The following is a 23,602-nucleotide window of genomic DNA, read 5'->3' on the forward strand; positions in this document are numbered from 1 at the left end:
AAGCGTTGATTGAGCCAGACAAGATATACGTTTAATCATCAAGCCGGACAAAGATTCCTGGTCTTATTTGCAGGACGCAGGCCGCCGGTAACTCAATTTACCGTTGAACAGAGACTATTAGCCAACGAGCACAGGAAATTACGCATCCAATAACAACTTGATTTTCTGTACATTTACCCCTTTACTAGAGAACCCGACTTTATTCTCCAAAACCCAAATTCCGAAGATCATGAAAACACTCCGCTGCCGGGACGCTGGCTTTGATTGCAACGCCGAAATTCACGCAGCCACCGAAGACGAGGTGCTTCAGCAGGCTGCCGTTCACGCCCAGACCGTGCATAACGTTGAGGTCACGCCCGAAATGGCGGGCCAGATACGCACGCTGATTCACGACGAATAAGCTCAAACGGTATTATAAAAACGGCCATGTTCTATTCTGTAGATCGTGGCCGTTTTCATAGTTGTTTTATTGATTAAGCGGCTCCCAACTCATTCGCACTCAGCGACAAATTAGGACAAAACCGGGCTTCCAAAACACTAAACTTTAAACCGAGTATACGTTAAAGGCAATTCTGCAAATAAACTGTAACTTTACAAAATATTGATAATCAACAAACTAAAACACAACCTACTTACGTTATAGACTCATTACCATCCTAATTGAGTTTTGCTGAAGCGAGTTGGATTTTCCCTACTGATGGCTGTAATCCGCCCGGCCATCGCGGTTGCCGCCAAGTTTACCGCATCGCCCATTATCCCGATTTCTCCCTCTAAAATCAGTACAGTTGCGCATTCCGACGCTACCCGCACCCGGACGGACGGAACCAGTGTACTGACACCCATTTCGAGCAATACGGCAGCCGAACTGCCCCTGCTGGACGTTGATTTCTGCGGAGAATGTATGCCCCTGGACCAATCCGACGTCGTTGATCGCTGGAAACACGTATTTACGCTGTTCCGCCCTCACGCCAGCGACCTCGGTAACCTCCGCCAACGGGCCGAAGAATTCTTCCCGGTTATTGACCCGATTCTAGAGAAATACGACATTCCCGACGATTTTCGTTACGTGCCCCTGGCCGAAAGCGGTCTGCGACCCAAAGCCGTTTCGCGGGCGGGTGCCGCCGGTTACTGGCAGCTTATGCCCGGCACGGCCCGCGAACTGGGCCTGAAAGTGACCAGCCGGATTGACGAGCGGTTCAACGTCCACAAAGCTACCGAAGCCGCCTGCCGCTACCTCCGTAAACTCTACGATCAGCTGGGGTCGTGGTCGCTGGTGGCTGCGGCCTATAATGCCGGACCAAGCTATCTGAAAAACCAGCTCCGGCGCGACGCCCACCGGGATTATTACCGGATGACGCTCCCGCGCGAAACCCGCTATTATTTATACCGCGTATTGCTGTACAAAGAAGTTTTGTCGCGGCCCAACGATTACTCGTCGTTTCTGTCGCCCGCGCCCCGAACGGCTTTTCAGCCATGGCCAATGGCAGAACTGCGCCGGGCTGCCTGACAACTCATTTTATTCGGCCGACGGCAGCCTGTTGGCGCAGTCGTTTACCTGGCATCTGTTAACGAGGTCAGTCTGATTGGAATCCCCTGGGTTAACCAATCAGACTGACCTCGTTTTTTAATACGAACTTTGGCACACATTCTGCGGGCATAACCATGAGCGAAGCACGACTTTTGGCCAAAAATAAACCCCGGCTCAACAAATCAGTTATTAGCATACATCGAACTGAAATTAGTTCGGCCGGCACTACATCACGTTATTGAATGCAGTCAGATACTACTCAATCCACCGGCACAGCCTCTGGCAAACCCGTTACCACCCGGCGAATCAACCGGTTCTTTCTCAACTTATCCGACGTAGCGAGCTTCATTGCCCGCTTCTTCCGGGAGCTTTTTCTACCTCCCTACGAGTTCAGGGAGATTATCCGGCAGTGCTATGAGGTAGGTTACCGGTCGCTGCTGCTGATTACCATGACGGGCTTCATTACCGGCATTGTGTTTACCAACCAGTCGCGGCCGTCGCTGGCGGAGTTCGGCGCTACGTCGTGGCTGCCGTCGCTGATTGCCATCGCCATTGTGCGGGCGCTCGGGCCGCTGGTGACCGCCCTGATCGCGGCTGGTAAAGTGGGGTCCAGCATTGGTGCCGAACTTGGCTCAATGAACGTCACCGAGCAGATCGACGCCATGGAAGTATCGGGCACCGACCCGTTCAAGTTTCTGGTGGTGAGCCGCGTGCTGGCAACCTCGTTTACGATCCCGCTGCTGACGATGTACACTATTTTTGTAGCCCTGATCGGTGCCTACATTAATGTCAGCCAGAACGAGCAGACCAGTTTTACGTCGTATATACAGGAGGTGTTCGGCGCAATTACGTACCTGGACATTTTTGCCTCCGTCCTCAAATCAATTGTATTTGGTTTTACGATCGGCATGGTCGGGTGCTATAAAGGATTTCACTCATCGAAGGGCACCGAAGGCGTTGGCAAGGCGGCCAACTCGGCGGTTGTTACGTCGATGTTTCTGGTATTTATTGAGGAATTGCTCTCGCTTCAGATTGTGGGGGCCATTCGAGGTGCCTAACGCGAGTCACTGCGGGCGGCTGGCCCGATAGCAAACATTAACTTAACGAAGTAATGAATAATTCGGAGCTCGTTATCACAATTCGGGGGCTGCGTAAGTCCTTCGGTGATCTGCACGTACTGCGTGGGGTTGACCTGGACGTAAACCGGAGCGAAAACGTGGTCGTTCTTGGCCGATCGGGCACGGGCAAATCGGTACTGATTAAAATTCTCGTGGGGCTGCTCAAACCCGACGCCGGACATATCCGGGTACTGGGGCAGGACGTTGAACAGCTGCGGGGCCGGGAGCTGGACCAGTTTCGCCAGAAAGTCGGCTTTTCGTTTCAGAACAGCGCCCTCTACGACAGCATGAGCATCCGCGAAAATCTGGAATTTCCGCTGGTTCGGAACATCCGGAATCTGACGCGGGCCGAGATTGATCGGGCCGTTGAAGAAGCTCTGGACGACGTAGGTCTGTCGCAGACGATTAATCAGATGCCGTCGGAACTGTCGGGCGGGCAGCGGAAACGGATAGGCATTGCCCGAACGCTGATTCTGAAACCAGAGGTCATGCTCTATGACGAACCCACGGCGGGACTGGACCCCATCACCAGTATTGAGATCAATAACCTGATCAACGAAGTTCGGGAACGCTACAAAGCCACCTCCATTATCATCACCCACGACCTCACCTGCGCTAAAACCACCGGCGACCGCGTAGCGATGCTGCTTGATGGTAAGTTTGAACGGGTGGGCACCTTCGATGAAGTGTTTGCCGACCCCGACGAGCGGGTACAACAGTTTTACAACTACAACTTTGTGACGTAGGCAGGACCGTATAGCAGGCGCTTAAACAATTCGCGCCCTGCAAATAGTTTAGCTACTACACTTACTCAACCACCACGCATAAATCCATGAGTACTGAATCGAACAAGCGTTCCGTTATCGTTGGGGTCTTCGTCCTGGTAGGCCTCCTTATTTTTGTAGCGGGTGTGTTTGTCCTGGGCGGACAGCAGAAACGCTTTACCAAGAGCATCCGGGTGATTGCCGTTTTCAACGACGTTGGCGGCCTGAAAGCCGGTAACAACGTCTGGTTTTCAGGCGTCAAAATCGGCACTGTCAAGCGCATCAGCTTCTTCGGCAACGCGCAGGTAGAGGTTGACATGAACATTGAAGAAAGCTCGCAGCAGTATATCCGCAAAGACGCAACGGCCAGTATTGGCTCGGATGGTCTGATCGGCAATAAAATCGTCGTCATTACGGGCGGCACAATCAGCCACCCCGAAATTGAAGAAGGCGACCGGCTGAAAACCCAGGAGGCCCTAAGTTCTGATCAGATCATGGAAACCCTGCAGGAAAATAACAATAACCTGCTTCGCGTCACGAACGACTTCAAAGAACTGGTTGGTAATCTGAAGCGGGGCAAGGGCACTGTGGGCGCAGTGCTGACTGATTCGATGGTGGCCAATAACTTTAAACGAGCCATGCAGAATCTGGAACGGGCCTCGCAGAACACGGCGCAGGTAACCGGCTCGGTGTCGCGGTATGCTGCCCGGCTGAACAACAAAGGAACGCTGGCGAACGAACTGGTGTCGGACACGACCGTATTCCGGCGGTTGAGCCGCTCGGCTGCCCGGCTCGAAAGCGTGGCCACCTCCGCCGATCAGGCCGTCAATAATCTGAACCAGACTTCCCAGAACGTGAACCGGGCTTCTGAAAAGCTGAACAATACCAATAGCCCGCTCGGGGTGCTACTTACCGATCAGGAAACGGCCAGCAACCTGCGTACTACATTACGTAACCTGAACACGGGCACGGCCCTGCTCAACGAAGACCTTAAAGCCGCCCAGAGCAACTTCCTGCTTCGGGGCTTTTTCAAGAAGCGGGCTAAAGAAGAAGCTAAACGCAAAGCCGACAGCACTGCCGCGGCAAATGTACAAACGCCCCCATCGCCCTGATTAGGCCAGCAAATACAGATCATCCATACGGGGCGCAGTGTATACTGCGCCCCGTATCTGTTTCAACCATTGGTAGTGGAGCTTCTGTCTGGTAATTACCTGATAATTTGCGAGTTTTAACCGCCATACGGTTATTATCAGCTTCAACAACCAGCTTCTGCTATGTTCACAACCAAGCGCGTTCCATTTTCTGTCGTATTTCCGTTTGTCTGGCGTGCCGTCCTGCTTTTCCTGGCCTATTCAACGCTCATCTGCCTGTTCTATACGTTTGGCGGCTGCACATTCCTGGCCATTCCCTTTGTGCCCATTGCTACCATCGGCACGGCCGTTGCCTTTTACGTTGGCTTCAAGAACAACTCCTCGTATGACCGGCTCTGGGAAGCCCGCCGTATCTGGGGCAGTATCACCAACGCCAGTCGCTCATGGGGGATCATGGTACTCGACTACCTCAACAGCCAGCAGACCGCTGCAACTATTCCGGAAGCCGACGTGCGTGCCATTCAGAAACAGCTAATCTATCGCCATCTGGCCTATATAACCGCCGTCCGGGTACAGCTACGTCAGAAGCCCGTTTGGGAGCTGCACCATAACCCCGCCCACGATGTGGTTGAGCGCATTGCGGCTTTCCGGCAATGCAGTCTGGATAAAGAACTGAGCCGGTTCCTGTCCACTTCCGAAATTGATAACCTGCTGAAACACCCGAACCCGGCAACGATACTCATGCGCCAGCAGTCGGCGCAGCTCCGGCAACTGCGGGAAGACAACCTGCTGAGCGAATACTACCACGTCGATCTGGAGCGGATGCTGGTGGAATTCTATAACCAGCAGGGAGCCTGCGAACGGATCAAATCGTTTCCTTTCCCCCGCCAGTACGCTTTTTTTAGCTATGTCTTCACCTGGCTGTTTATTCTGGTCCTCCCCTATGGCCTGCTGAGCGAGATGGTCAAAGCCAGTGGCTGGCACGTCTGGCTCACGATCCCGTTCTATACGATCATTGCCTGGGTGTTCAACACCATGGAGATTGTGGGCGATACCAGCGAAAATCCGTTTGAGAACAGCATCAACGATGTTCCCATGACGGCCATCTGCCGCAACATTGAGATTGATCTGCGCGATATGCTTGGCGAAACCGAGCTCCCCAAACGCGTACAGGCCATCGAGAATATCCTGATGTAACCTCCTAAGGGGAGCATTTTCCAGGCAGGCAAAAATGCCCTGAATTCTCAAATTGCATTTTGAGGATAGAAAGTTTGCGTCTACATATTAATAATCCTACAAGTTCTAATTATTAGAAAAATACAAATCATAAAGACTTAATAGGGACTTTTTGTACTTTTTCAACAAATGACGCATTATGCTGATAATGAATTGTCTTTTTAGATGAACTTTTCTTAATTCCCTGACGGACACCCCCCTTCCTATTGCATGGGAAGCCCTTTGCCCCACACCTTTGTCACGGTAAAACATAAATTTCAATCCAATGAAACAGTTCCGTTTATCAATTGCTGTACTGCTGTCAGTATGGAGTCTGGCAGGCATGGGAGATGCCAAAGCCGACAATGGTTCGGGAGTGAGTGGGGTGAAAGTTGAGAAGTCCGAAAGCAAAAAAGTTCGCTTATATACGCCAACCAACGTGGCTCCATCGGGTGCTCCGGTTGAAGTTGTGCTCATTGATGCCGCTGGTACCGTATTGTACCGGGGAAGCGTACCGGCTGCCAAGCAGCACGTAACGTCGTTCAACCTGGCTAACCTGCCCGACGGTCAGTATTATCTGACTGCCAGCAGCACCGACTGGTGGATGTCGCAGGGTCTGAGCATCCGGAACAATACGCTGACGGTTGATGAGCGTAACCTGCAGCAACTGACCCAGCCGACGGTGACGGCCTACGAGAAAAACAAAGTAGAAGTGACGCTGCCCGCCACGAATATTTCGGACGCCAGCGTAGCCATCTACGATGATCGTAACGTAATGGTATACTCTGAGCCAATCAGCAGCTCAGTTCGCCGGTTTGATCTGTCGTCGCTGCCCGAAGGTTCTTATACCTTCGTGGTTGGCCCTGAACAGAAGCGCTTTTCGTCGCGGATTAACGTTCGCCGGTAAGCATCCGATCAGTTTGATTTAGTGCATTACGCTTCACCCAACAGGCAGCCAGACTTTTCGGACAAGTCTGGTTGCTGATCCCAACTTCCAGCCCGCTGCTTTCACCCGAAGGCAGCGGGTTCTTTTTTACGGGATACTCAACCGCCTATAAGGCCACCTCGCCCGGCGCAACAACCTCCGCCGGTGGGTTCTCAGGGTCCTGCTTCTTCTGCTGGTTCATCAGCTTAGCCAGCTTCGGCGTAATCTCGGGTTCCTCGCCCCGCAGCCGCATAATGGCCAGCTCTTTCATTTTGGATTCAAAGACGATGTCGATATCTTTTCCGTACGTATTCGGCATCGAGTAGAGCCAGTCGGCATGGGCTTCACGCCGGGCCTTGGGGTCTTCATACGCCTGCCGCGAATCGGAGTAGTGAACCACCGGCCGGACATCCCAGGTGTTGACCGCCATCAGGAACGCTTCTTCTTCGGTTAGTCCGTCGGGGTGCAGTGAATAATGAAAGTAATCGAATACGACGGGCGTACCAATGGTTTCGTGAACCGGCACCAGATCGGCCACGCTATACAGACTCGGCCGGTCGTCGTTCTCGACCGTCAGGCGGGCGCGCAGGTTCTCGGACAGCCGCGAAAAATTCTTACAGAAGCGGGCAATCGTTCCCGGTTTGTCGCCGTAGGTTCCGCCGAGGTGGATGTTGATTTTGTTCCAGTGCGAAGGCGTCAGCCCCATCAGATCGAACACCTCAGAGTGATACTCCAGATCGGTGATGGTGTTGTCCAGCACCTTGCCCTGCCCGGCCAGGTGATTGAAGGGGCCGGGGTGGGTCGTTATCCGGATGGGTCGGCTGCCAATTTCTTCAAGCGTTGCCCGGATTTCCACAAAGTCTGGCAGGCTGGCAATGCGGTACTCCGAGGCCCACGGAAACAGGTCCGACGACATACGGAACAGCCGGAATCCGTGCGCCAGATTCCAGTCCACGATCTTCAGCAGGTCCTGTATATTTTTGAGCGCCAGGGCCGACGCATAGACGACGCCTTTCTCGGTGAATGTCTTTTTGATCATTCCCCGGTTCGTCATGATTTTATCGGCCTGAAGATTCAGGTTGATGCAGGCGTACCCAACGTTAAGCGGTGTCAAATCCATGTTGTTTTAACCGGATTATGACCCTTCCGGTTTCTTTTTCTGACCGTTCGTTCAAAAGTGAGCCAATTTCGGTGACAATCGCCGTTGGTGGCTTATCTTCCCGTTACAGCCCGGTTTTTTGTGGCATTTTCGAAGATTAAACCCAGTTAATCAGTAACGTTTTATGGCTAGGCCAGGGTAGCCGGACTGCCCGCAGCACTTGGAAACCCGTGTATGGAAGATTTTACCCCTGAGCACATCGTCGGCATTGCAAACGGCTACCGGAATATGGCCCGCGCCCTGAACGAGCTTCAGGTAAGGCGCTGGCCGGAGCTGACGCACGAACAGCACCTGGACCTGAACGCCTATCAGAACAGCCTGCTCAACCGGGCGCAGGACATCCAGACGCTGACCGTCCGACCGGCTTTCGATAAAGCCGCCGATATGGCCGCTGCCATTCGGGAGGCCACGCATGTAGCTCAGGCCAGCCTGAAGCACACCCGTAACCTGACCATCGCCCTAAACATTGGCGCCATCACGGTGGCACTGGCGTCTTACGTTGCCCGCGCCAATCTGCGGGGAATTGAAACCGCCCTGCGCGAACTGGGCGAGCTTCTGGTTTCGGAGGACTAGTCTCTGGCCGACCCTTAAAACCAAACGAGGTGTGAGCTGCTGTCAGAAAGCACTCACACCTCGTTTGCGGGGTACATTTTTTACAGAATCAATCCCGACGGCGATTTCACACCAACCAGTTCAACCTCAAAGGTCAGATCCTGACCGGCCAGGGGGTGGTTGGCATCGAGCGTAACGTTCGTTTCGGTCAGGTCGCGCACAATCACGGGAATAGGCCGGGGATTGCCATCTTCGTGCATATTAAGCGTCATGCCCACCTCAAGCGGAATATCGGCTGGAATATCCGAGCGATTCAGCGTGAAGATCATCTCTTCGTTGGCCGGACCGTAAGCATCTTCAACGGGAATGTTGATGGTTTTCTTCTCACCCTGATTCATACCCTCAACGCCCTCGTCGAACCCTTTGATCACCTGTCCACTACCCACTGTAAACTCCAGCGGAGTGCGGCCCGCCGACGAGTCGAATACAGTTCCATCAGTCAGGGTACCGGTATAATGTACCTGAACGGTATCACCGGATTTAGCTTGTGCCATAGTTCTATTGGTTTGGTAAACGCTGCCACAAACCTACCGAAAGTTATGGCAAGGCATGGGCTATACGCTAATTTTTGACCAACTCCTTGCACAGCCCAAAAGTTCACGCGGTGGCTGATTCTGTATGGGCACTACCAGACTACGGCCGATATTTCCCGCTGCGCTTGCCAGCCCGTATTTCCTGGATAACTTGCCGCATGGAAACAGAAGGCAGGCGGAGTAACCTCCTGCTCCAATTCCTTTCCTGCTAAACTCGTTACCCGATGCAATCCCTGTTTCTTACGCTCCCGATCCTTCTGCTTTCACTCACGCGCCTTTCGGCCCAGTCTCCACCCAAACAGGCCGACTGGCAGTCCCTTTTCAACGGAAAGAACCTGAACGGCTGGGAAACCTATCTCGACCGACCGTATAGCAAAAGCGAACCGGGCCAGCAAGCGGCTCCGCTGGGCCTGAATAACGACCCGAATCACGTTTTTTCAGTCGTTACGGTCGATGGTCAGCCCGCCCTGCGCATTTCGGGCGAAACGTTCGGGGGTATCAATACCCTGGCCGATTTTGAGAACTATCACCTGCGGCTGGAATTTAAATGGGGGCAGCAGCAATGGCCGCCCAAACTCGGCCAGCCGCGGGATAGCGGTCTTCTATACCATAGTGTAGGCAAACACGGTACGCCCATGCTGTGGATGGAATCGTTTGAGTTTCAGATTCAGGAAGGCGACTGTGGCGACTATTGGGGCGTTATGGACGTAGCGGCCGACATCCCCGCCCGAAAAAACGATAAGGGCAAATACGTATATCAACCCGGCAGTCCCCTGATTACGTTTCAGGACAAGACGCCTAATGGCCGATCGTGCCTGAAAAGTCCGGATGCCGAAAAGCCTTCCGGCCAGTGGAATACCGTGGATCTGTACTGCGTGGGCGACACCTGTCTGCACGTCATGAACGGGAAAGTAAACATGGTGCTGCTGAACACCCGCCATCTGGTCAACGGACAGATGCAGCCGCTTACCAGGGGCAAAATTCAGATTCAGTCGGAAGGGGCCGAAGTATATTACCGGAATATTCTGGTCCGTTCTATAAAGCAACTCCCGGCCGGGTTATTCCAGTAGCCAGTACCGGTTTATCCTAACGTAACACGCGAAACTTGTCAAGCATGCTTATCCTGAGAGCGCTCTGTTTCTTCCTTCTTTTCCACGGGTTTGTTCAGGCCCAATCGTCGCCCAAGCCCAAACTGACGGTTACCCCACTTAATGACCGGGTTTACGTCCACACGACCTACGGCATTTACCTGAACAACGCGATTCCGTCGAATGGATTGATAATCAAAACGACTGATGGAATCGTCCTGGTCGACACTGGCTGGGACAGCGATGGCAATACGGATAATACTCGGCAACTGCTGCGGTGGGTTGCCGATAGTCTTCGCCAGCCCGTCCGACTTTGCATTGTTACCCACGCTCACGAAGACCGGGTGGGCGGCATCAGCGAGCTCCGCAAAGCGGGGGTTCGGGTCATCAGTACACCCCTGACGGCTCAAAAGTCGCTTAAGCTGGGCTACGAAGCGCCCGAAGGCATTCTACCGGCTGATACGACCTTTACCATTGGGCAGGAGCCAATTCGCTGCTATTTTCCGGGCGAAGGCCATACCAGCGACAACATTGTTGTGTGGTTGCCCCGGCATCAGATTCTGCACGGAGGCTGTTTTGTCAAGAGTGTGGCTGCTTTCGGCATGGGGAATGTCGCCGACGCGAATTTAAACGAATGGGGCAACTCTGTCCGGCGGGTCATGCAACAATTCGGAACAGCCAGGCTTGTGATTCCCGGCCATGAGGAATGGAGTGATACCAAAGCGCTCGAACACACCCTGCGGTTGCTGGAAAAACACGCGGCCTCAAAACGCTGATGGGCATTTTGTAGCATCCAGCCCCGTTGGCATACGATCAGGATACTACAAAAAAAGCCGCGTCAGCAGAACTGAACGCGGCTTTTCTGGAGGGCATAGGCCACCTAGGCTAAGGCTGCCCCTTACCTCCAGCGGCTCCATACACCTGACCCGTAGCAAAGCTGGCATCGCTGGCCGCCAGCTGTACGTAAATCGAAGCCAGCTCCACCGGTTGACCGGGGCGGCCCAGGGAGGTATCTCCGCCGAAGGTTTTCAGTTTCTCCGCCGTGGCACCACCGCTGGGCTGTAAGGGCGTCCAGATCGGTCCCGGCGCGACGCCGTTCACGCGTATTCCTTTCGGCCCCAGTTGTTTAGCCAGCGACTTAACAAAATTCATCGTAGCCGCTTTCGTCTGGGCATAATCATAGAGGTTGGGCGATGGATCATAGGCCTGCTCGGAGGTTGTCCCAATAATGGCGGAGCCGGGTGGCATATGCGGCAGAGCGGCTTTTATGATCCAGAACGGCGCGTAAATATTCGTCTTCATGGTTGCGTCGAAATCCTCCGAAGTAAGGTCCAGAATGGACTCGCGTTGCTGTTGCCGGGCCGCGTTGCTGACCAGAATATCCAGCCCCCCCAATCCTTTTACGGCTTCATCGACCAGTCGCTTGCAGAAGGCTTCGTCCCGAATATCGCCGGGAATAGCAATTGCCTTCCGGCCTTCTTTCTTAATTAAATCAATTACTTCTTTCGCATCGGGCTCTTCAGCGGGCAGGTAGTTGATGGCTACGTCGGCGCCTTCGCGGGCGTAAGCAATGGCCGCAGCGCGACCCATACCCGAGTCCCCCCCGGTGATCAACGCTTTCCGTCCCTGCAAACGACCCGAGCCTTTATAGCTGGTTTCACCATGATCGGGCCGCGGATTCATTTTGCTGGCCAGACCCGGCCAGGGCTGCATGGGCGTATTGAACGGAGGCCTGGGGTATTTGGTGGTCGGATCGACAAGCGGTGCCGGAGCAGACGTATTGAAACCAGGTGCCGATGTTTCCGAAGCGGCAAATACCGGAGGTACCATTACGGAAGCCGCCAGGCCGCTTCCAATCCCGCCAATAACCTGGCGTCTGCTTACTTGATTCTCATTCATCATGGTTGTATTCTGTCGTTGAGTAAATACTTGTTGTAAACACGATATACTCTATAATTCGAGTATAGCAGGTAACCTGTGTTTTAACGGTAAGGTTACCGCATTCTTTATTTTTTAATCCGGATAAGCAGTAGCCAGAGCGTTCTGCAGACAGGTTACGAAGCCCGAAGGCATCCCGCTACGGGTAACTGGAGTCAGCTATGAATATCCTGGCAAGCTGACTACCTATGTAGCAGTGAACCGCCGGATGCTGCGTAAAGAACTGAGCGTAATACTGCTGAAGCTGCTGGCGGTTCTCAAACCGCCGGATAATCGTATTGGGGAATACGTATAAACGGGTCGCAACGCTGTAAGGAGCGGCAGATTCCTCGGCATTGTGCCGGTTCCAGGCATCAAGCTGCTGGACCAACTGCGCGGGCGTTAACTAATTCCCGTCAACGCCCGCTATATTTTATCCGCTGATGGCTGGCAAGTCAGTTCCGTCCTGTTAGTCTACCAGCCTACTGGTATTCGTCAGAACAATAGCCCTTATCAATCCGTTGTTTTTCATAAATTCATTACTCAGCTACACCAGCCTACCTTTTCACGATAAATCCCGTATTCGACGAACTGCATGATGGACGAACACGAATCACCTGAATTGACGGATGACGAAAAGAAGCTCTTTGCTGACCTGATGCCGGAAGACCTTAATGAAATTCTGGATACGGGCGTAAACCGACGTCATTTTCTTAAACTGATAACCCTGGCGGGGGGCGGCATCCTGGCTGCTCAGTCGGCGGTAGCCGAGCAGCTGCTCTCCCGTCCGCCCAGCCTCCCACCGGCGGAACTGGCTCCGGCCAGTCTGGAGAATGGCGTAAACGTAGCGTTCAGGGTCAACGGTACCGCCCAGAAACTATCGGTCGATTCCCGCATGACCCTGCTCGACACGCTGCGCGAACGGCTGGAACTGACTGGTTCCAAGAAAGGTTGCGACCACGGTCAGTGCGGAGCCTGTACGGTTATCGTCGATGGGCGCCGGGTGTTGTCCTGTCTGACCTTAGCTGCGAGCTGCGAAGGCAAGACCGTACAGACAATCGAAGGGCTCTCGCAGGGCAGCAAGCTACACCCCATGCAGGAGTCGTTCCTCAAGCACGATGGGTTCCAGTGCGGCTTCTGTACGCCCGGTCAGATCTGCTCGGCGGTGGCTATGCTGGATGAAGCCAGAAAAGGACACGTAAGCTACGTAACCGAGAACGTGCGCAAACCAATGGGTCCGGTGCAGTTATCGAACGAGGAGATTCGGGAGCGGATGTCGGGGAATCTATGCCGCTGCGGGGCCTATCCCAACATCGTCGCTGCCATTCAGGAAGTCCATAGCGGAAAGCCCGTTAAGCAGAAATTCCTCTTCACCACCTAACCCTTACGCCGTACGCAATGAGACCGTTCACCTACACCCGGGCCAAAGACCCTTTAGCTGCCATTAAACTGCTGGGTGGTAATCCGAATGCCCGATTCCTCGCCGGCGGCACGAATCTGCTGGACCTCATGAAAGAGGACGTAGAGCGACCTACTGCCCTGATTGATATTTCTGAACTGGGCCTGACCGACATCAAGACCATCACCGCTGGCACCAATAAAGGCGGCATTTCGATGGGTGGGTTAGGCAGAAATACCGACGCAGCCAACCACCCCCTCATTCGCCAGAACTACCCTCTCCTGACGCAGGCGATTCTGGCGGGAGCATCGGGGCAGATCCGGAACATGGCGACCAATGGCGGAAACCTGCTGCAACGGACGCGCTGCCAGTATTTTTATGAGGTGGCTATGCCCTGCAACAAACGCGAACCTGGCACTGGCTGCGGGGCCCTGGAGGGCATCAACCGGATGCACGCCATCTTTGGCTGGTCGGATAAATGCGTAGCCGTGTACCCATCGGATATGGCCGTTGCGCTGGCCGCGCTGGATGCGGTGGTCAAGGTACGAAATGCAGCCGGTCAGGAACATAGTATTCCGTTTGCCGATTTCCACCGGTTGCCGGGCGACAAACCCGAGCAGGATACGAACCTGATGCATGGTGAGCTGATTACTGCCATTGAGCTGCCCCAAAACAGGTTTGCCGACAAGTCATATTACCTCAAAGTGCGGGATCGGGCTTCGTATGCGTTCGCGCTGGTGTCGGTGGCAGCCGCGTTAGAAACCCAGGGAAATACAATCAGGCAGGCCCGCATCGCGATGGGTGGAGTGGCGCACAAACCCTGGCGGGCCTTGAAAGCCGAGCAGATGCTAATTGGAAAAGAAGCTACGACGGAGAACTTCAAACAGGCTGCCGACGCCGAAATGGCCGATGCAAAGCCGCTGGAGCATAACAAGTTTAAAGTCGAACTGGGTAACCGAAGCATCGTTCTGGCCTTACAGATGGCTATGAACGGCGGCAAGGCGTAACGTCAACCAACCATGCAGGACACAAATAAAGCCATCGGCTCCCCCATCAGCCGCATCGACGGGATCGCCAAGGTGACTGGCAAAGCCGCCTATTCCATGGATCATCCGGTGAAAAATCCGGCTTACGCCATTCTGATTAAAAGTACCATTGCCGCCGGACGAATTACGGACATCGACAGCTCCGAGGCCGAAAAAGCGCCCGGTGTGCTGGCTATTATTACACATAAAAACGCGCCGAAACTGAACGAAAAGGGCGGGCTGCGCGGAGGTGCCCTGCTGCAAAGCCCGGAGATTGAGTTCTTCGGGCAGCACATCGGCATCGTGATTGCCGAAACCTATGAGCAGGCCCGTTACGCGTCGCGGCTGGTCAACGTCGCCTACGACAAGCGGGACCCTAAAGTCGATTTCGAGAAGCTCGCCGACAAGGCCCGTACCCCGAAAGACAAAGAGAGAGACGACCTGAAGAAGGGCGATGCCAAAGGCGCGCTGAATCAGGCCACTATTAAAGTGGAGGAGGTCTACGAAACGCCCATTGAGCACCATCATCCGTTGGAACCCCACGCCACTATTGCTGAATGGGACGGCGACCGGGTAACTCTCTATAACAGCTCGCAGATTGTGAACGGGGCGCAGAACGCAACGGCGGCTACGCTTAATCTAAAGCCTGACCAGGTACGTATCGTTACGCCCTACATTGGTGGCGGCTTCGGGTCGAAAGGTGGACAGTGGGCTAATCTGGCCCTGGCGGCTGTAGCGGCCAGACATGTTAACCGCCCGGTGAAGCTGGCCCTGACCCGTCAGCAGATGGTGAACTCGGTCGGCCTGCGGCAGCGTAATCTTCAGAAAGTGAGTCTGGCCGCTACGCCTGACGGTAAACTGACGGCGCTGGCGCATGAAATTACGACCCACTGCGCCATCGATAACGAGTTTGTCGAACCCTGTGGCGACTGTTCGAAAGTCATGTACGACGCGCCGAACTCGCTCATTACGTACCGGGTGGTGCCCATGAACCTGATTCTGCCGACCTACACGCGCGGTCCCGGTAAATCGACGGGTAGTTTTGCCCTTGAATCGGCGATGGACGAGTTGGCCTACAAGCTAAAGATGGACCCGATTGAGTTCCGGATAAAAAACGAGCCCGAACGCGACCCGTCGAACGGCAAACCCTGGTCGTCGCGCACGACGGTACAATGCTTACGGGAGGGTGCCAAAGCCTTTGGTTGGGACAAACGTAAACCCGAACCCCGCCAGAGCCAGCAGGGTAATTACTGGATTGGCTATGGCGTTGCTGCGGGCACCTACCCCGCCCACCAGCGCCCTACGTCGGCCATCGTTAAATTGAAACGTAACGGCAATGACGTAACGGCGACTGTTGAGCTGGCCGCTGCGGACCTGGGCACGGGTACCTACACCATCCTGACGCAAACGGCCGCCGACGCGTTAGGACTGCCCATTCCGAACGTAAAGGTGAAGCTTGGCGACTCAGACCTGCCCCCGGCTGCGGGTGCGGTCGGTTCGGTGGGAGCCGCCAGCTACGCCAATGCCGTGAATGATGCCTGCCAGAAAATTACGGAGGAACTGGTCGCCAAATCCGGCAAGCAGTTTTTCGCACCCCCAACGGCCGCGCAGTTGATGCGCACGGAGAAGATGACCGAATTTCAGACCCGCGTGGACAGTAAACCACCCGAAGAAGCGGAACAGTATTCGGCCCACAGCTTCAACGCCAATTTTGCGGAAGTGGCCGTCAACAAATCAACGGGCATGGTACGCGTTAAGCGATTTCTGGCCGTAACGGGCGCGGGAACCATTCTGAATCCTAAAACCGCCCGCTCGCAGATCATCGGCGGCAACGTCTGGGGCATCGGCATGGCCCTGACCGAAGAGTCGGTGGTTGATCCGCGCTGGGGCAATTTCGTCACCCGCTCCCTGGCCGACTACCATGTTCCGTCCAACCTGGACATTGGCGATCTGGACGCCATGTTTATCCGGGAAGAGGACCCGCACGTCAATACGCTGGGCATAAAAGGACTTGGCGAAGTGGGGATTGTGGGCGTAGCAGCCGCCGTAGCCAACGCCATCTTCAACGCTACGGGCAAGCGTATTCGCGAGCTACCGATTACGCCCGATAAGCTGTTATAGCGCTTACACCTTACCAATGAAAATCCCCGGCGAATCCTGCTATTTAGGATTCGCCGGGGATTTTCTGCTTCCTGACGTTAATTCGCTGGCACGTAGGGTTTGCCGACAACCAGCCGGTTTCCGGACAAATCGGCTTCGAACAAATGCGGGACACGGACGTAACGCCCCTTTACGCTTTTATGGCTATGAATGGACATCAACAGCTTGCCGTCGAGCGTGCGGAACAACATTCCATGCCCATAATTGAGTGGCGTAATGGGGTCTTTCTCCTGCTCCCAGGGGCCATCCAGCGTGCCGCTTTTTGAATAGGCGACACCCTGCGTGTACACATCGTAAATCCAGCTGGTCCAGATCATGCCCAAACGGCCGGTTTTGGTCTGGAATAGATACGGCCCGTCCGTGACTTTATTGGGGCGGTCTTTGTCGTTTTCGTCTTTCTCGCGGCTCCAGGGCGAATCGCTGGCGCGAAACAACACCTCACCCTTGCCCACCGAGCCACTTAAATCCGGCTTCAATTCGATCTTTTCGATAGTGCCGTTTAGGTTCTGTAACCATTCGTAGCAGTAAACCATGTAGGGTTTGCCGTTCTTGTCGACCCATAAGGTTCCGTCGAGGGTAGGCATATCGGCGGGCAGATACGTTGGATCGCTCATGGGCACATACGGACCATCGGGTTTGTCGCTGACGAGTACGTGGCAGGCCCGCCGTTCAATCGGCCTGCCCTGCACGGTATCGATCCTGACCGCCCGGTTGGTGAAGGTGGCAAAATAGTAGTACCTGTTCCGGTAAGGATGAATTTCGGCTGCCCAGATCATCGGATTAGGCCCCATCCAGGAAGTCGGGTCGGTTTGGGTTACCTTGTAGGGACCATCCCACAGTTTGAGATCTTTACTCTTCCAGAGCAGTCCCCCGGTACCGGTCATGTAGTATTGATTCGTTTGACGATCAGCCAGGATGAACGGATCACTCAACACAATCGAGTCCAGAGGAACATTCGTTCTGACCTCCCGTATTCTGCTTTCCTGCGCCTTCAGGGCGAATGAAACCAGCAGGCAGAATACCAAAGTCAACCAGTTACGTTTCATAAATCGTCAAGGGTTTAACGGCTGGGGGTGCAGTCGCTTTTATTTATCCTGATTCGCAGCCCGAAAGACAAAGTATTGCCGTCAACGATTATACCCCATCCTGTCAGCATAGAAGCCACTGGCCTATTGCCCCAACGTATTCAGACCCTTAGCGAGCCACGGAAGCCCCGGGCAGCATAATATGATTCGGCTCCGTTGTGGTACACGAAGACAGTATCGTAACGACGATCACAAAAGAGGGCACCGCCGAGTTTTCTAATTTCAGCCGGTGTGTGTACCCAACTCGACGTTTTCGTATCGAACCTGCCCAGTTGCTGCAGCTCCCGATATTGCTCTTCGGTTAGCAGCTCAATCCCCATTTCTGCCGCCATGTCCACAGCGGTATTTTCGGGCTTATGCTCCTTCCGGGATTCCCAGGCGGCCCGGTCGTAACAAACACTCCGGCGCTTCTTTGGACTTTCCGCCGAACAATCGTAAAAAATGTATTCGCCCGTCGTTGCATCATACCCAACCACATCCGGTTCGCCACCCGTTACCTCCATTTCATCCAGCACCCACAGTTTCTCCGGGTTAGCCTCCAGCTTTGCCTGTACGTCGGCCCATGCAAGCCCCTGATGCCGATTCCTGTTTTTCTCAAAACGGAGTTCCAGTACGCTCAGGAGTTCGTCCCGCTGTTCGGGCGACAGTTCTTTTTTATTGCTCGTTGTCATGGTAGGTTAGTTTGCTCAGGATGTCCTGCGTAAAAGACCACGTAAGGTGTAAATCATTATTTTCACTGAAGCCAGGCCCATCGTTTCGCCCAATCGAATAAGACCGCGTTACGCCATTTTAGTACGGTTTGGGCGCCCTGCCAGATGCCGTCGAACAGGGCCGGGTCTTTACGGTCTGTGTACCAGTTGGGACCCAGTTTATAGTTCGTAGATCGGGGTTTGCCGGGCCAGCGGTTATCTACCACAAACTGCCCGTGCTGCGCCTGAAAACCGGGGAGACCGGACGTAATGGTGTACGTCAGCGTTTCGGTTTGCTTGGGTGCATACCTGATAGCATAGTTGCCGTCGCCCAGGTAAAAGCCATCCCACTTCTGCTCGCCGATCTTTGCTTTCACGGTCATGGTAAAGCAGGCCGAATCTGAACGTATTTTTACCTTCGGACCTTTAACATGTAATTCGAGTACCGAGTACACGGGTACCGTATCGGCGAGGGTGGTGTTGCGGTTATAAACGACTCGCGGACTAGACGTAAACGTTTCAAAACTGCCGCCCCAGTTTTCGCGCAAGGGATTGTTCGGGTCGCCATCCATCATGTACAGCAGCGAAGGCGTATCGCCCATCTTAACAACTCCTTTGTAGCGATTATTTTTAAAATCTTTCCCTAAATACCCGGCCTCGCGAATGTATCGATCGTAATAGTGTTTGGTATGCAGGCTGTCGGGTACCCCATTGTTCGAAAAGAAGCCATAATAGGAAGCGTTTGCTTCAATGAACCAGAGGCCGGGGAAGTGTTCGGCGATATAGGCGTAACTGTTGACGCTCCATTTTTTGTTTGGGCCGCCAATCCAGTACACCTTAATTTTCTTCTGGATTTCCGGTGCATCGTGCAGGGCCTGGGCAAGGTCCTCCAGGCCACCCCAAACCAGCACCCACAACGGCTGGCTGCTTTCCTTCCGGGCACACTGAATAATCCAGTTCGACCCTTCGGTGGCGGTTGCGTACCCGACGTAAGGGGCCGCCCCATGCCGACCTTGTTTGCAGACAGCCCGTAACGCATCCGGCGCAGGGAAGTCCTTTACATGCTTTTTGAGCTTAGGCAGGTCTTTATCGTACAGGTCAATCAGACGTAAGATTTCGGCTTTTGAGCCTTCGCCATACGACGGTGAAGAAACGAGCCCTTCTAGGTTGAACCGATCACTGTACATCAGCAAATGCGCCATCGACTGGTTATCATCCGGATCGGTTCCCCCAATATCCGTACTCACCAATATACGTGGCTTAACCGGCACAGGCTGTTGGGCGATCAATGCAGTTGAATAGATACACAGCAAAAAAATTAATATCAGCTTACGCATTCTATTTTTATTGGTAAACCACTTCACCAATGTTAATAAATAGGACAACGGACAGGGCTTGCTGCTGTGGTGACATTCATTGAACGTCCAGCCCCGAACCACAGCTGAATAAAAGTATTTCGTTTAATGTTTACTATTGCTATCCACCTGCGTTCCGTCTGTTTGAACTAAAGCCGAATAGCGATTATATTCTGATAACTTATTTGTCTCCCCGCCATATTGCCAATGCACTTTAGCGGCAGTTATTCATTTACAGCTTTGCTCAAATCATCTAGGTCTTTTTTTATTTCCTTAAGATGGTCTGTATTAATAAATTCTCCAAATTGACTAGCAATAACATCTAATTCAACTTTTCTGGAACGAGCCATTAGATTAATTAGTGTCTGGAATTTTTGGTTTGTTTTGTCAACATTTTTTGTAGCGTCAGCTAATTGATTAAATCTTTTATTTTCCCGAATGCCATTTTTTTCTATTTCATTTTCAATTCGGGTACAACAAGCACCTAGCGATGATTCTAAATTCCCGTTAGAGTGTAACTCAAAATTCGCCATTGAGATACCTGCTAAATCAGAGGGGATTTTTATTTTTTTTGTTCTGTCATACACAACGTAAGTTCTATTGCGTCCAATGCCTCCAACAAAAAGACCTAACTCAAATATCACATTATCTCTCGGCGATTCTGACTCCATTTCTCGGGAAATTGTCATGTCATCGGGTGTCAAAACCAAAATTGCAAAATCAAATTTCTCTAATGAATACACTAACTCTTCTAAATAACCTTTGCTAAGTCCAAAAACGCCTTGGCTCCAAATCGTCACTTCACAAACTCTGTCCAATAGAAGCTGTATAGTTTTTGCAATTTTTAGTCCTTCTGTTGAAGAACCGATAAATACGGAAGGTTTGTCCATTTTAAAGTATTTTGGTCTATGTCCTAATTGCTGCTAACGTTAACGTGTTTATGAAGTTGTGGTATTTGAAAAACGTCCGTTTCAATTAACCACAAAAGCAAAATAGTGATTTTATAGTTGAATGCTTAACCTCCGCACAATTTCATAAACACACTGTTGGCTGCAGGCGGATTGACGTCAAACTCTCACGACTTAATTAAATCTATTTTGATTTTGTGCTATTATTTTTTCTGCATTAATTATAGCGGGATTGTCTTGGCGCAAAATAATAATAGTTGAAATATCCCACACACCAAGGTCATCCTTGTTTCCGTTTGTCATTTTGGAACTTTTTCGTTCTCCAAAAATAAAGAAGCCCTTTTGTTCTATTTCTTCAATTTCTTTGTTAAGCTCATACCCAAGCTGAACTTGCCTGCCTATTTCAAAATCGCCAAAGCTGGAAGCCTCACCCCAGTCATGAAGATTTTGAAGAAAACTAGAAACAAACTCTGCTTCTTCTTGTGATTTAAATTCATCGTGATCAAACTGGTAAGCATGAACTTCTCTTATTATGTCAACAATTTGCTTTCCCGTTGTAAGCCTTTTCAAAAACCTTGGTGCATTAGCTTTTGCCTTATTATCCGCATTATCAATTACCGTTCTGATCCAATTTTCGTGATTATTTTTAAAAGTTTTAAGTAAATCAACGGTGTAGGTTTCCCAAAGCTCGTCTATGGTTTTGTGATGATTTTTGCAAAGGAGGATTAAATTTCCATAATCATCGTGGTCTTTGGCGTGATCCGAAGTATATCTTGGTCCATTTGGCTTCTCGCTGATAATATGACACTCGTCACCAATGTTCAAGTTTCTGTCATGTTCATTTCGTTCTGCAACCAACTCTTTTCTGCAAATTGCACATCGATTACCTGAACGAGCCCAAAGAGTTTTTCGTGTTTTGTCTGTAATTGCCATGTGTCACTCTATAACTTCCAATTCCTTCCGAAATTAAATATGCTCGAAATGCTTGCAGCCAACGTCTAGGGCTTTCTGCTGTGCTGGTATTCAGGGAACGTCCAGCCCAGAACTGAAGCCGATTGAAAAACTGAAGTTGAAGTTATATTCTTTTGTTGAGATTTATTCGTCCAGCCCGAACCACTGCTGATAGATGCAAACAGATGAAGATATATTCGTCTGCCAGCATAGCAGAAAACCCCATGTTAGCGGCTTTCGTTTTATGCATTTGAAATTCCCTCAGCACCTACATCTAACTTGTTTAGATAAGTCGTTAAAATAGTGTCACCGGTAGCAGAAAGGGGGTCAACTGCGAAAATGAAGTCGGAAACATTTAGATTTACACAGGGTCTTCTTAATCTTCTTGTGCCAACTGAATCTAACTGTTGTCTTGTTGTCGATGTTAGATGTGCTGCTGCGTTTCTTACTGTTTTTAAATCAAAAAGGTCTGTCATCATTGAGCTAATGAATGTGTCGAATGGGTTAGCTCTATCGAAAAACAAGTTACAAAGTCTTTTTACAATATCTGGGTTAGACCAATCAACATATTTCTGAGTACCAATTAGAAGTTTATGTGCATGCTGTTCATCTATCGGTTGCACATAGCGAACTATAACTGTTCCTAAGATTGAAGGTTCTCCAAGCATATACTTAATGAAGCTATGCTCAAGAAATGTTTCCCAAGCAATAAACAGCTTCAAAAACGCAGAATCAGATATGAAATCTCTTTGATTTTGAGGTAGTACATATGCGCCTGAAGCATCTTGTTGAAATGCAAGTGCTATAAATCCGTTTGCTTCTGCAACTGAAGCTCTAAAAGTATTTAAAGAGTCAATTAAGGGCATCTCACTGAAGAATTAAATCAATCAAATAATTTGTCCTCCTTTCCCGAACAGCTTTATCTGTAGTTGCCCTTCGACTATCTTCAAGGAACCTTTGTTCTTCTGCTGTTAATTGTTGTCCTTCTTCAGTTACAAATATTGAATTAATATTATCGAGACGGCTTTCAACTCTTGCAAAATCGTTTTCTGTTATTTCCCTCTGCGGTTTGTCAATTCCAGGAATTCCAAATTTTAAATGACATATTCCAGTGAAAAGTGTATAGAAGATATGTATTCTTCTAAACTCTGTTTCTTTTAATCCATTAGTAAAAATACCTTGGATTGTTTCTATTGTAGATGAGAAGTTTTCTTCTAGTAAAACCGGGTCATGATTAAATTCTCTTTCATAAGAAGCATAGAACCCTTTAATTTGTTTTTTACTTTTAATGCCTTCTATCATTGCAATCAGTAAATCAGCACTAAGATTAACATCTGCCATTCTTAGTATTTCTTTGTCGGCTAGTATTTTATTGTCCAACCAAAAGCTATTAAAAGTGTGAGCTACTCTATCAGCTAAAGTTTTAAACGGACCAAAGTGATTTGCATTAATTTTCTCTTGTTCATTAAGAGTTACTGAATAAGAATTGAGCCGTCCAAAAATATCTAATATTTCAGGGTCAGGCATGTTTACTAAAAGGTCAGTTGAAATTTCGTAATTTAAAATGCTTCCTTGTATATTTTCATCGACTTGGTTTAACTGAGAAAAATATAACCCACCAAATATTGGATGATGTTTTTTGCTTATCATAAATCCATCCTTTAGATATGAGAGGATTGTTCTTAGACGTTGTTGTCCATCAACGACCTCTCTTATTGACTGTCTTGTTTGAACATTAAGCTTTTGTCTAATGAAAACCTTGGGAATTGGTTTGCCTCGAACAATCGTATCCATTAAATAAGACCGAGCAGTATCTGTCCATACCGAACGTCTTTGAAATTTTGGATTTAATTCAAGTTGCCCATTGTTTGACCACTCTAAGAAGTCATTAATGCTATATGTCCTACTGTCAAAATTTTTCATATTTTATCGATGTATTAGTCGCTGTAAATTATTATACTGTTCAAAGTACGATTGCCGCTAACTCATAAATAGACGCAACTCAGGTGCGTCAATACAACCAAATAAGCTGTATTGACGCAATATAATTCGTTACAAGCAAAGTGACTAAATGAATATT

Annotated in this window: 24 protein-coding genes; 13 read left to right on the top strand and 11 right to left on the bottom strand. The window is 51.0% G+C overall.

Annotation, left to right across the window (positions count from 1 at the left end):
• Positions 1 to 229: 229 nt before the first annotated feature.
• The 7 genes from HNV11_RS14365 (at position 230) to HNV11_RS14395 (ending at position 6,623) form a co-directional block, all read left to right on the top strand.
• Positions 230 to 400: a DUF1059 domain-containing protein gene (locus tag HNV11_RS14365; RefSeq protein ID WP_171740323.1), complete on the top strand. Its 171-nt coding sequence runs from the start codon at positions 230 to 232 to the stop codon at positions 398 to 400.
• Positions 401 to 697: 297 nt separating this feature from the next.
• On the top strand, positions 698 to 1,507 hold the full coding sequence (locus HNV11_RS14370) for a lytic transglycosylase domain-containing protein (protein ID WP_171740324.1): 810 nt from the start codon (positions 698 to 700) through the stop codon (positions 1,505 to 1,507).
• A gap of 263 nt (positions 1,508 to 1,770) precedes the next feature.
• Positions 1,771 to 2,586 (top strand): MlaE family ABC transporter permease, encoded by an 816-nt coding sequence (locus tag HNV11_RS14375; RefSeq protein WP_171740325.1) that lies wholly within the window; start codon positions 1,771 to 1,773, stop codon positions 2,584 to 2,586.
• Between the two features lie 53 nt (positions 2,587 to 2,639).
• A complete protein-coding gene (locus tag HNV11_RS14380) occupies positions 2,640 to 3,392 on the top strand; it encodes an ABC transporter ATP-binding protein (protein WP_171740326.1) in 753 nt (250 codons plus the stop codon).
• A gap of 86 nt (positions 3,393 to 3,478) precedes the next feature.
• Positions 3,479 to 4,522: an MlaD family protein gene (locus HNV11_RS14385; protein ID WP_171740327.1), complete on the top strand. Its 1,044-nt coding sequence runs from the start codon at positions 3,479 to 3,481 to the stop codon at positions 4,520 to 4,522.
• A gap of 162 nt (positions 4,523 to 4,684) precedes the next feature.
• Positions 4,685 to 5,698 carry a bestrophin family protein gene (locus HNV11_RS14390; RefSeq protein WP_171740328.1) on the top strand — a complete coding sequence of 338 codons (1,014 nt, stop codon included), beginning with the start codon at positions 4,685 to 4,687 and terminating at the stop codon, positions 5,696 to 5,698.
• 304 nt (positions 5,699 to 6,002) lie between these two features.
• The gene (locus HNV11_RS14395; RefSeq protein ID WP_171740329.1) at positions 6,003 to 6,623 is read left to right on the top strand and encodes a T9SS type A sorting domain-containing protein; all 621 of its coding nucleotides are present in this window, start codon (positions 6,003 to 6,005) and stop codon (positions 6,621 to 6,623) included.
• Positions 6,624 to 6,768: 145 nt separating this feature from the next.
• Here the strand turns inward: HNV11_RS14395 and uvsE are convergent, their stop codons facing one another.
• Entirely contained in the window at positions 6,769 to 7,761 is a 993-nt protein-coding gene (gene uvsE, locus HNV11_RS14400) for a UV DNA damage repair endonuclease UvsE (RefSeq protein ID WP_171740330.1), read from the bottom strand.
• A 213-nt stretch (positions 7,762 to 7,974) separates the two neighbouring features.
• Between uvsE and HNV11_RS14405 the strand changes: the two genes are divergently transcribed.
• Positions 7,975 to 8,373: a hypothetical protein gene (locus HNV11_RS14405; RefSeq protein ID WP_171740331.1), complete on the top strand. Its 399-nt coding sequence runs from the start codon at positions 7,975 to 7,977 to the stop codon at positions 8,371 to 8,373.
• Between the two features lie 80 nt (positions 8,374 to 8,453).
• Here the strand turns inward: HNV11_RS14405 and HNV11_RS14410 are convergent, their stop codons facing one another.
• A complete protein-coding gene (locus HNV11_RS14410) occupies positions 8,454 to 8,906 on the bottom strand; it encodes an FKBP-type peptidyl-prolyl cis-trans isomerase (RefSeq protein WP_171740332.1) in 453 nt (150 codons plus the stop codon).
• 263 nt (positions 8,907 to 9,169) lie between these two features.
• On the opposite strand from HNV11_RS14410, the gene HNV11_RS14415 reads away from it, so the two are divergent.
• On the top strand, positions 9,170 to 10,015 hold the full coding sequence (locus HNV11_RS14415; RefSeq protein ID WP_171740333.1) for a 3-keto-disaccharide hydrolase: 846 nt from the start codon (positions 9,170 to 9,172) through the stop codon (positions 10,013 to 10,015).
• Positions 10,016 to 10,059: 44 nt separating this feature from the next.
• Positions 10,060 to 10,809 (top strand): subclass B1 metallo-beta-lactamase, encoded by a 750-nt coding sequence (bla, locus tag HNV11_RS14420; RefSeq protein WP_171740334.1) that lies wholly within the window; start codon positions 10,060 to 10,062, stop codon positions 10,807 to 10,809.
• 109 nt (positions 10,810 to 10,918) lie between these two features.
• Here bla and HNV11_RS14425 read toward each other — a convergent pair whose 3' ends face one another.
• Together HNV11_RS14425 and HNV11_RS14430 are read right to left on the bottom strand one after the other, a co-directional pair.
• Positions 10,919 to 11,935 (bottom strand): SDR family oxidoreductase, encoded by a 1,017-nt coding sequence (locus HNV11_RS14425; RefSeq protein ID WP_317167998.1) that lies wholly within the window; start codon positions 11,933 to 11,935, stop codon positions 10,919 to 10,921.
• A gap of 175 nt (positions 11,936 to 12,110) precedes the next feature.
• Positions 12,111 to 12,341: a hypothetical protein gene (locus tag HNV11_RS14430; protein ID WP_171740335.1), complete on the bottom strand. Its 231-nt coding sequence runs from the start codon at positions 12,339 to 12,341 to the stop codon at positions 12,111 to 12,113.
• Between the two features lie 207 nt (positions 12,342 to 12,548).
• Here HNV11_RS14430 and HNV11_RS14435 point away from each other — a divergent pair, with 207 nt between their 5' ends.
• From HNV11_RS14435 to HNV11_RS14445, 3 genes are read left to right on the top strand one after another with little or no spacing between them, the layout of a single operon-like run.
• A complete protein-coding gene (locus HNV11_RS14435; protein ID WP_171742187.1) occupies positions 12,549 to 13,331 on the top strand; it encodes a 2Fe-2S iron-sulfur cluster-binding protein in 783 nt (260 codons plus the stop codon).
• A 17-nt stretch (positions 13,332 to 13,348) separates the two neighbouring features.
• Positions 13,349 to 14,356, top strand: coding sequence for an FAD binding domain-containing protein (locus HNV11_RS14440; RefSeq protein ID WP_171740336.1), 1,008 nt, complete (start codon positions 13,349 to 13,351; stop codon positions 14,354 to 14,356).
• A gap of 12 nt (positions 14,357 to 14,368) precedes the next feature.
• Positions 14,369 to 16,495, top strand: a complete 2,127-nt coding sequence (locus tag HNV11_RS14445; protein WP_171740337.1) for a xanthine dehydrogenase family protein molybdopterin-binding subunit — start codon at positions 14,369 to 14,371, stop codon at positions 16,493 to 16,495.
• 77 nt (positions 16,496 to 16,572) lie between these two features.
• Here the strand turns inward: HNV11_RS14445 and HNV11_RS14450 are convergent, their stop codons facing one another.
• From HNV11_RS14450 to HNV11_RS14480, 7 genes are all read right to left on the bottom strand, one after another.
• Positions 16,573 to 17,580, bottom strand: coding sequence for a glycoside hydrolase family 43 protein (locus HNV11_RS14450; protein WP_171740338.1), 1,008 nt, complete (start codon positions 17,578 to 17,580; stop codon positions 16,573 to 16,575).
• Positions 17,581 to 17,720: 140 nt separating this feature from the next.
• Positions 17,721 to 18,290: a DUF4256 domain-containing protein gene (locus tag HNV11_RS14455; RefSeq protein ID WP_171740339.1), complete on the bottom strand. Its 570-nt coding sequence runs from the start codon at positions 18,288 to 18,290 to the stop codon at positions 17,721 to 17,723.
• Between the two features lie 62 nt (positions 18,291 to 18,352).
• A complete protein-coding gene (locus HNV11_RS14460; protein WP_240163441.1) occupies positions 18,353 to 19,555 on the bottom strand; it encodes a nucleoside hydrolase-like domain-containing protein in 1,203 nt (400 codons plus the stop codon).
• A gap of 332 nt (positions 19,556 to 19,887) precedes the next feature.
• On the bottom strand, positions 19,888 to 20,553 hold the full coding sequence (locus tag HNV11_RS14465; RefSeq protein WP_171740341.1) for a TIR domain-containing protein: 666 nt from the start codon (positions 20,551 to 20,553) through the stop codon (positions 19,888 to 19,890).
• Between the two features lie 192 nt (positions 20,554 to 20,745).
• Complete coding sequence (locus HNV11_RS14470) at positions 20,746 to 21,504, bottom strand: HNH endonuclease (RefSeq protein ID WP_171740342.1); 759 nt, start codon at positions 21,502 to 21,504, stop codon at positions 20,746 to 20,748.
• A 260-nt stretch (positions 21,505 to 21,764) separates the two neighbouring features.
• Positions 21,765 to 22,388 carry a hypothetical protein gene (locus tag HNV11_RS14475; protein WP_171740343.1) on the bottom strand — a complete coding sequence of 208 codons (624 nt, stop codon included), beginning with the start codon at positions 22,386 to 22,388 and terminating at the stop codon, positions 21,765 to 21,767.
• Position 22,389: 1 nt separating this feature from the next.
• A complete protein-coding gene (locus HNV11_RS14480; protein ID WP_171740344.1) occupies positions 22,390 to 23,445 on the bottom strand; it encodes a DUF262 domain-containing protein in 1,056 nt (351 codons plus the stop codon).
• Positions 23,446 to 23,602: the final 157 nt, after the last annotated feature.

It is taken from the genome of Spirosoma taeanense, assembly GCF_013127955.1.
GTDB classification, from domain to species: Bacteria; Bacteroidota; Bacteroidia; order Cytophagales; family Spirosomataceae; genus Spirosoma; species Spirosoma taeanense.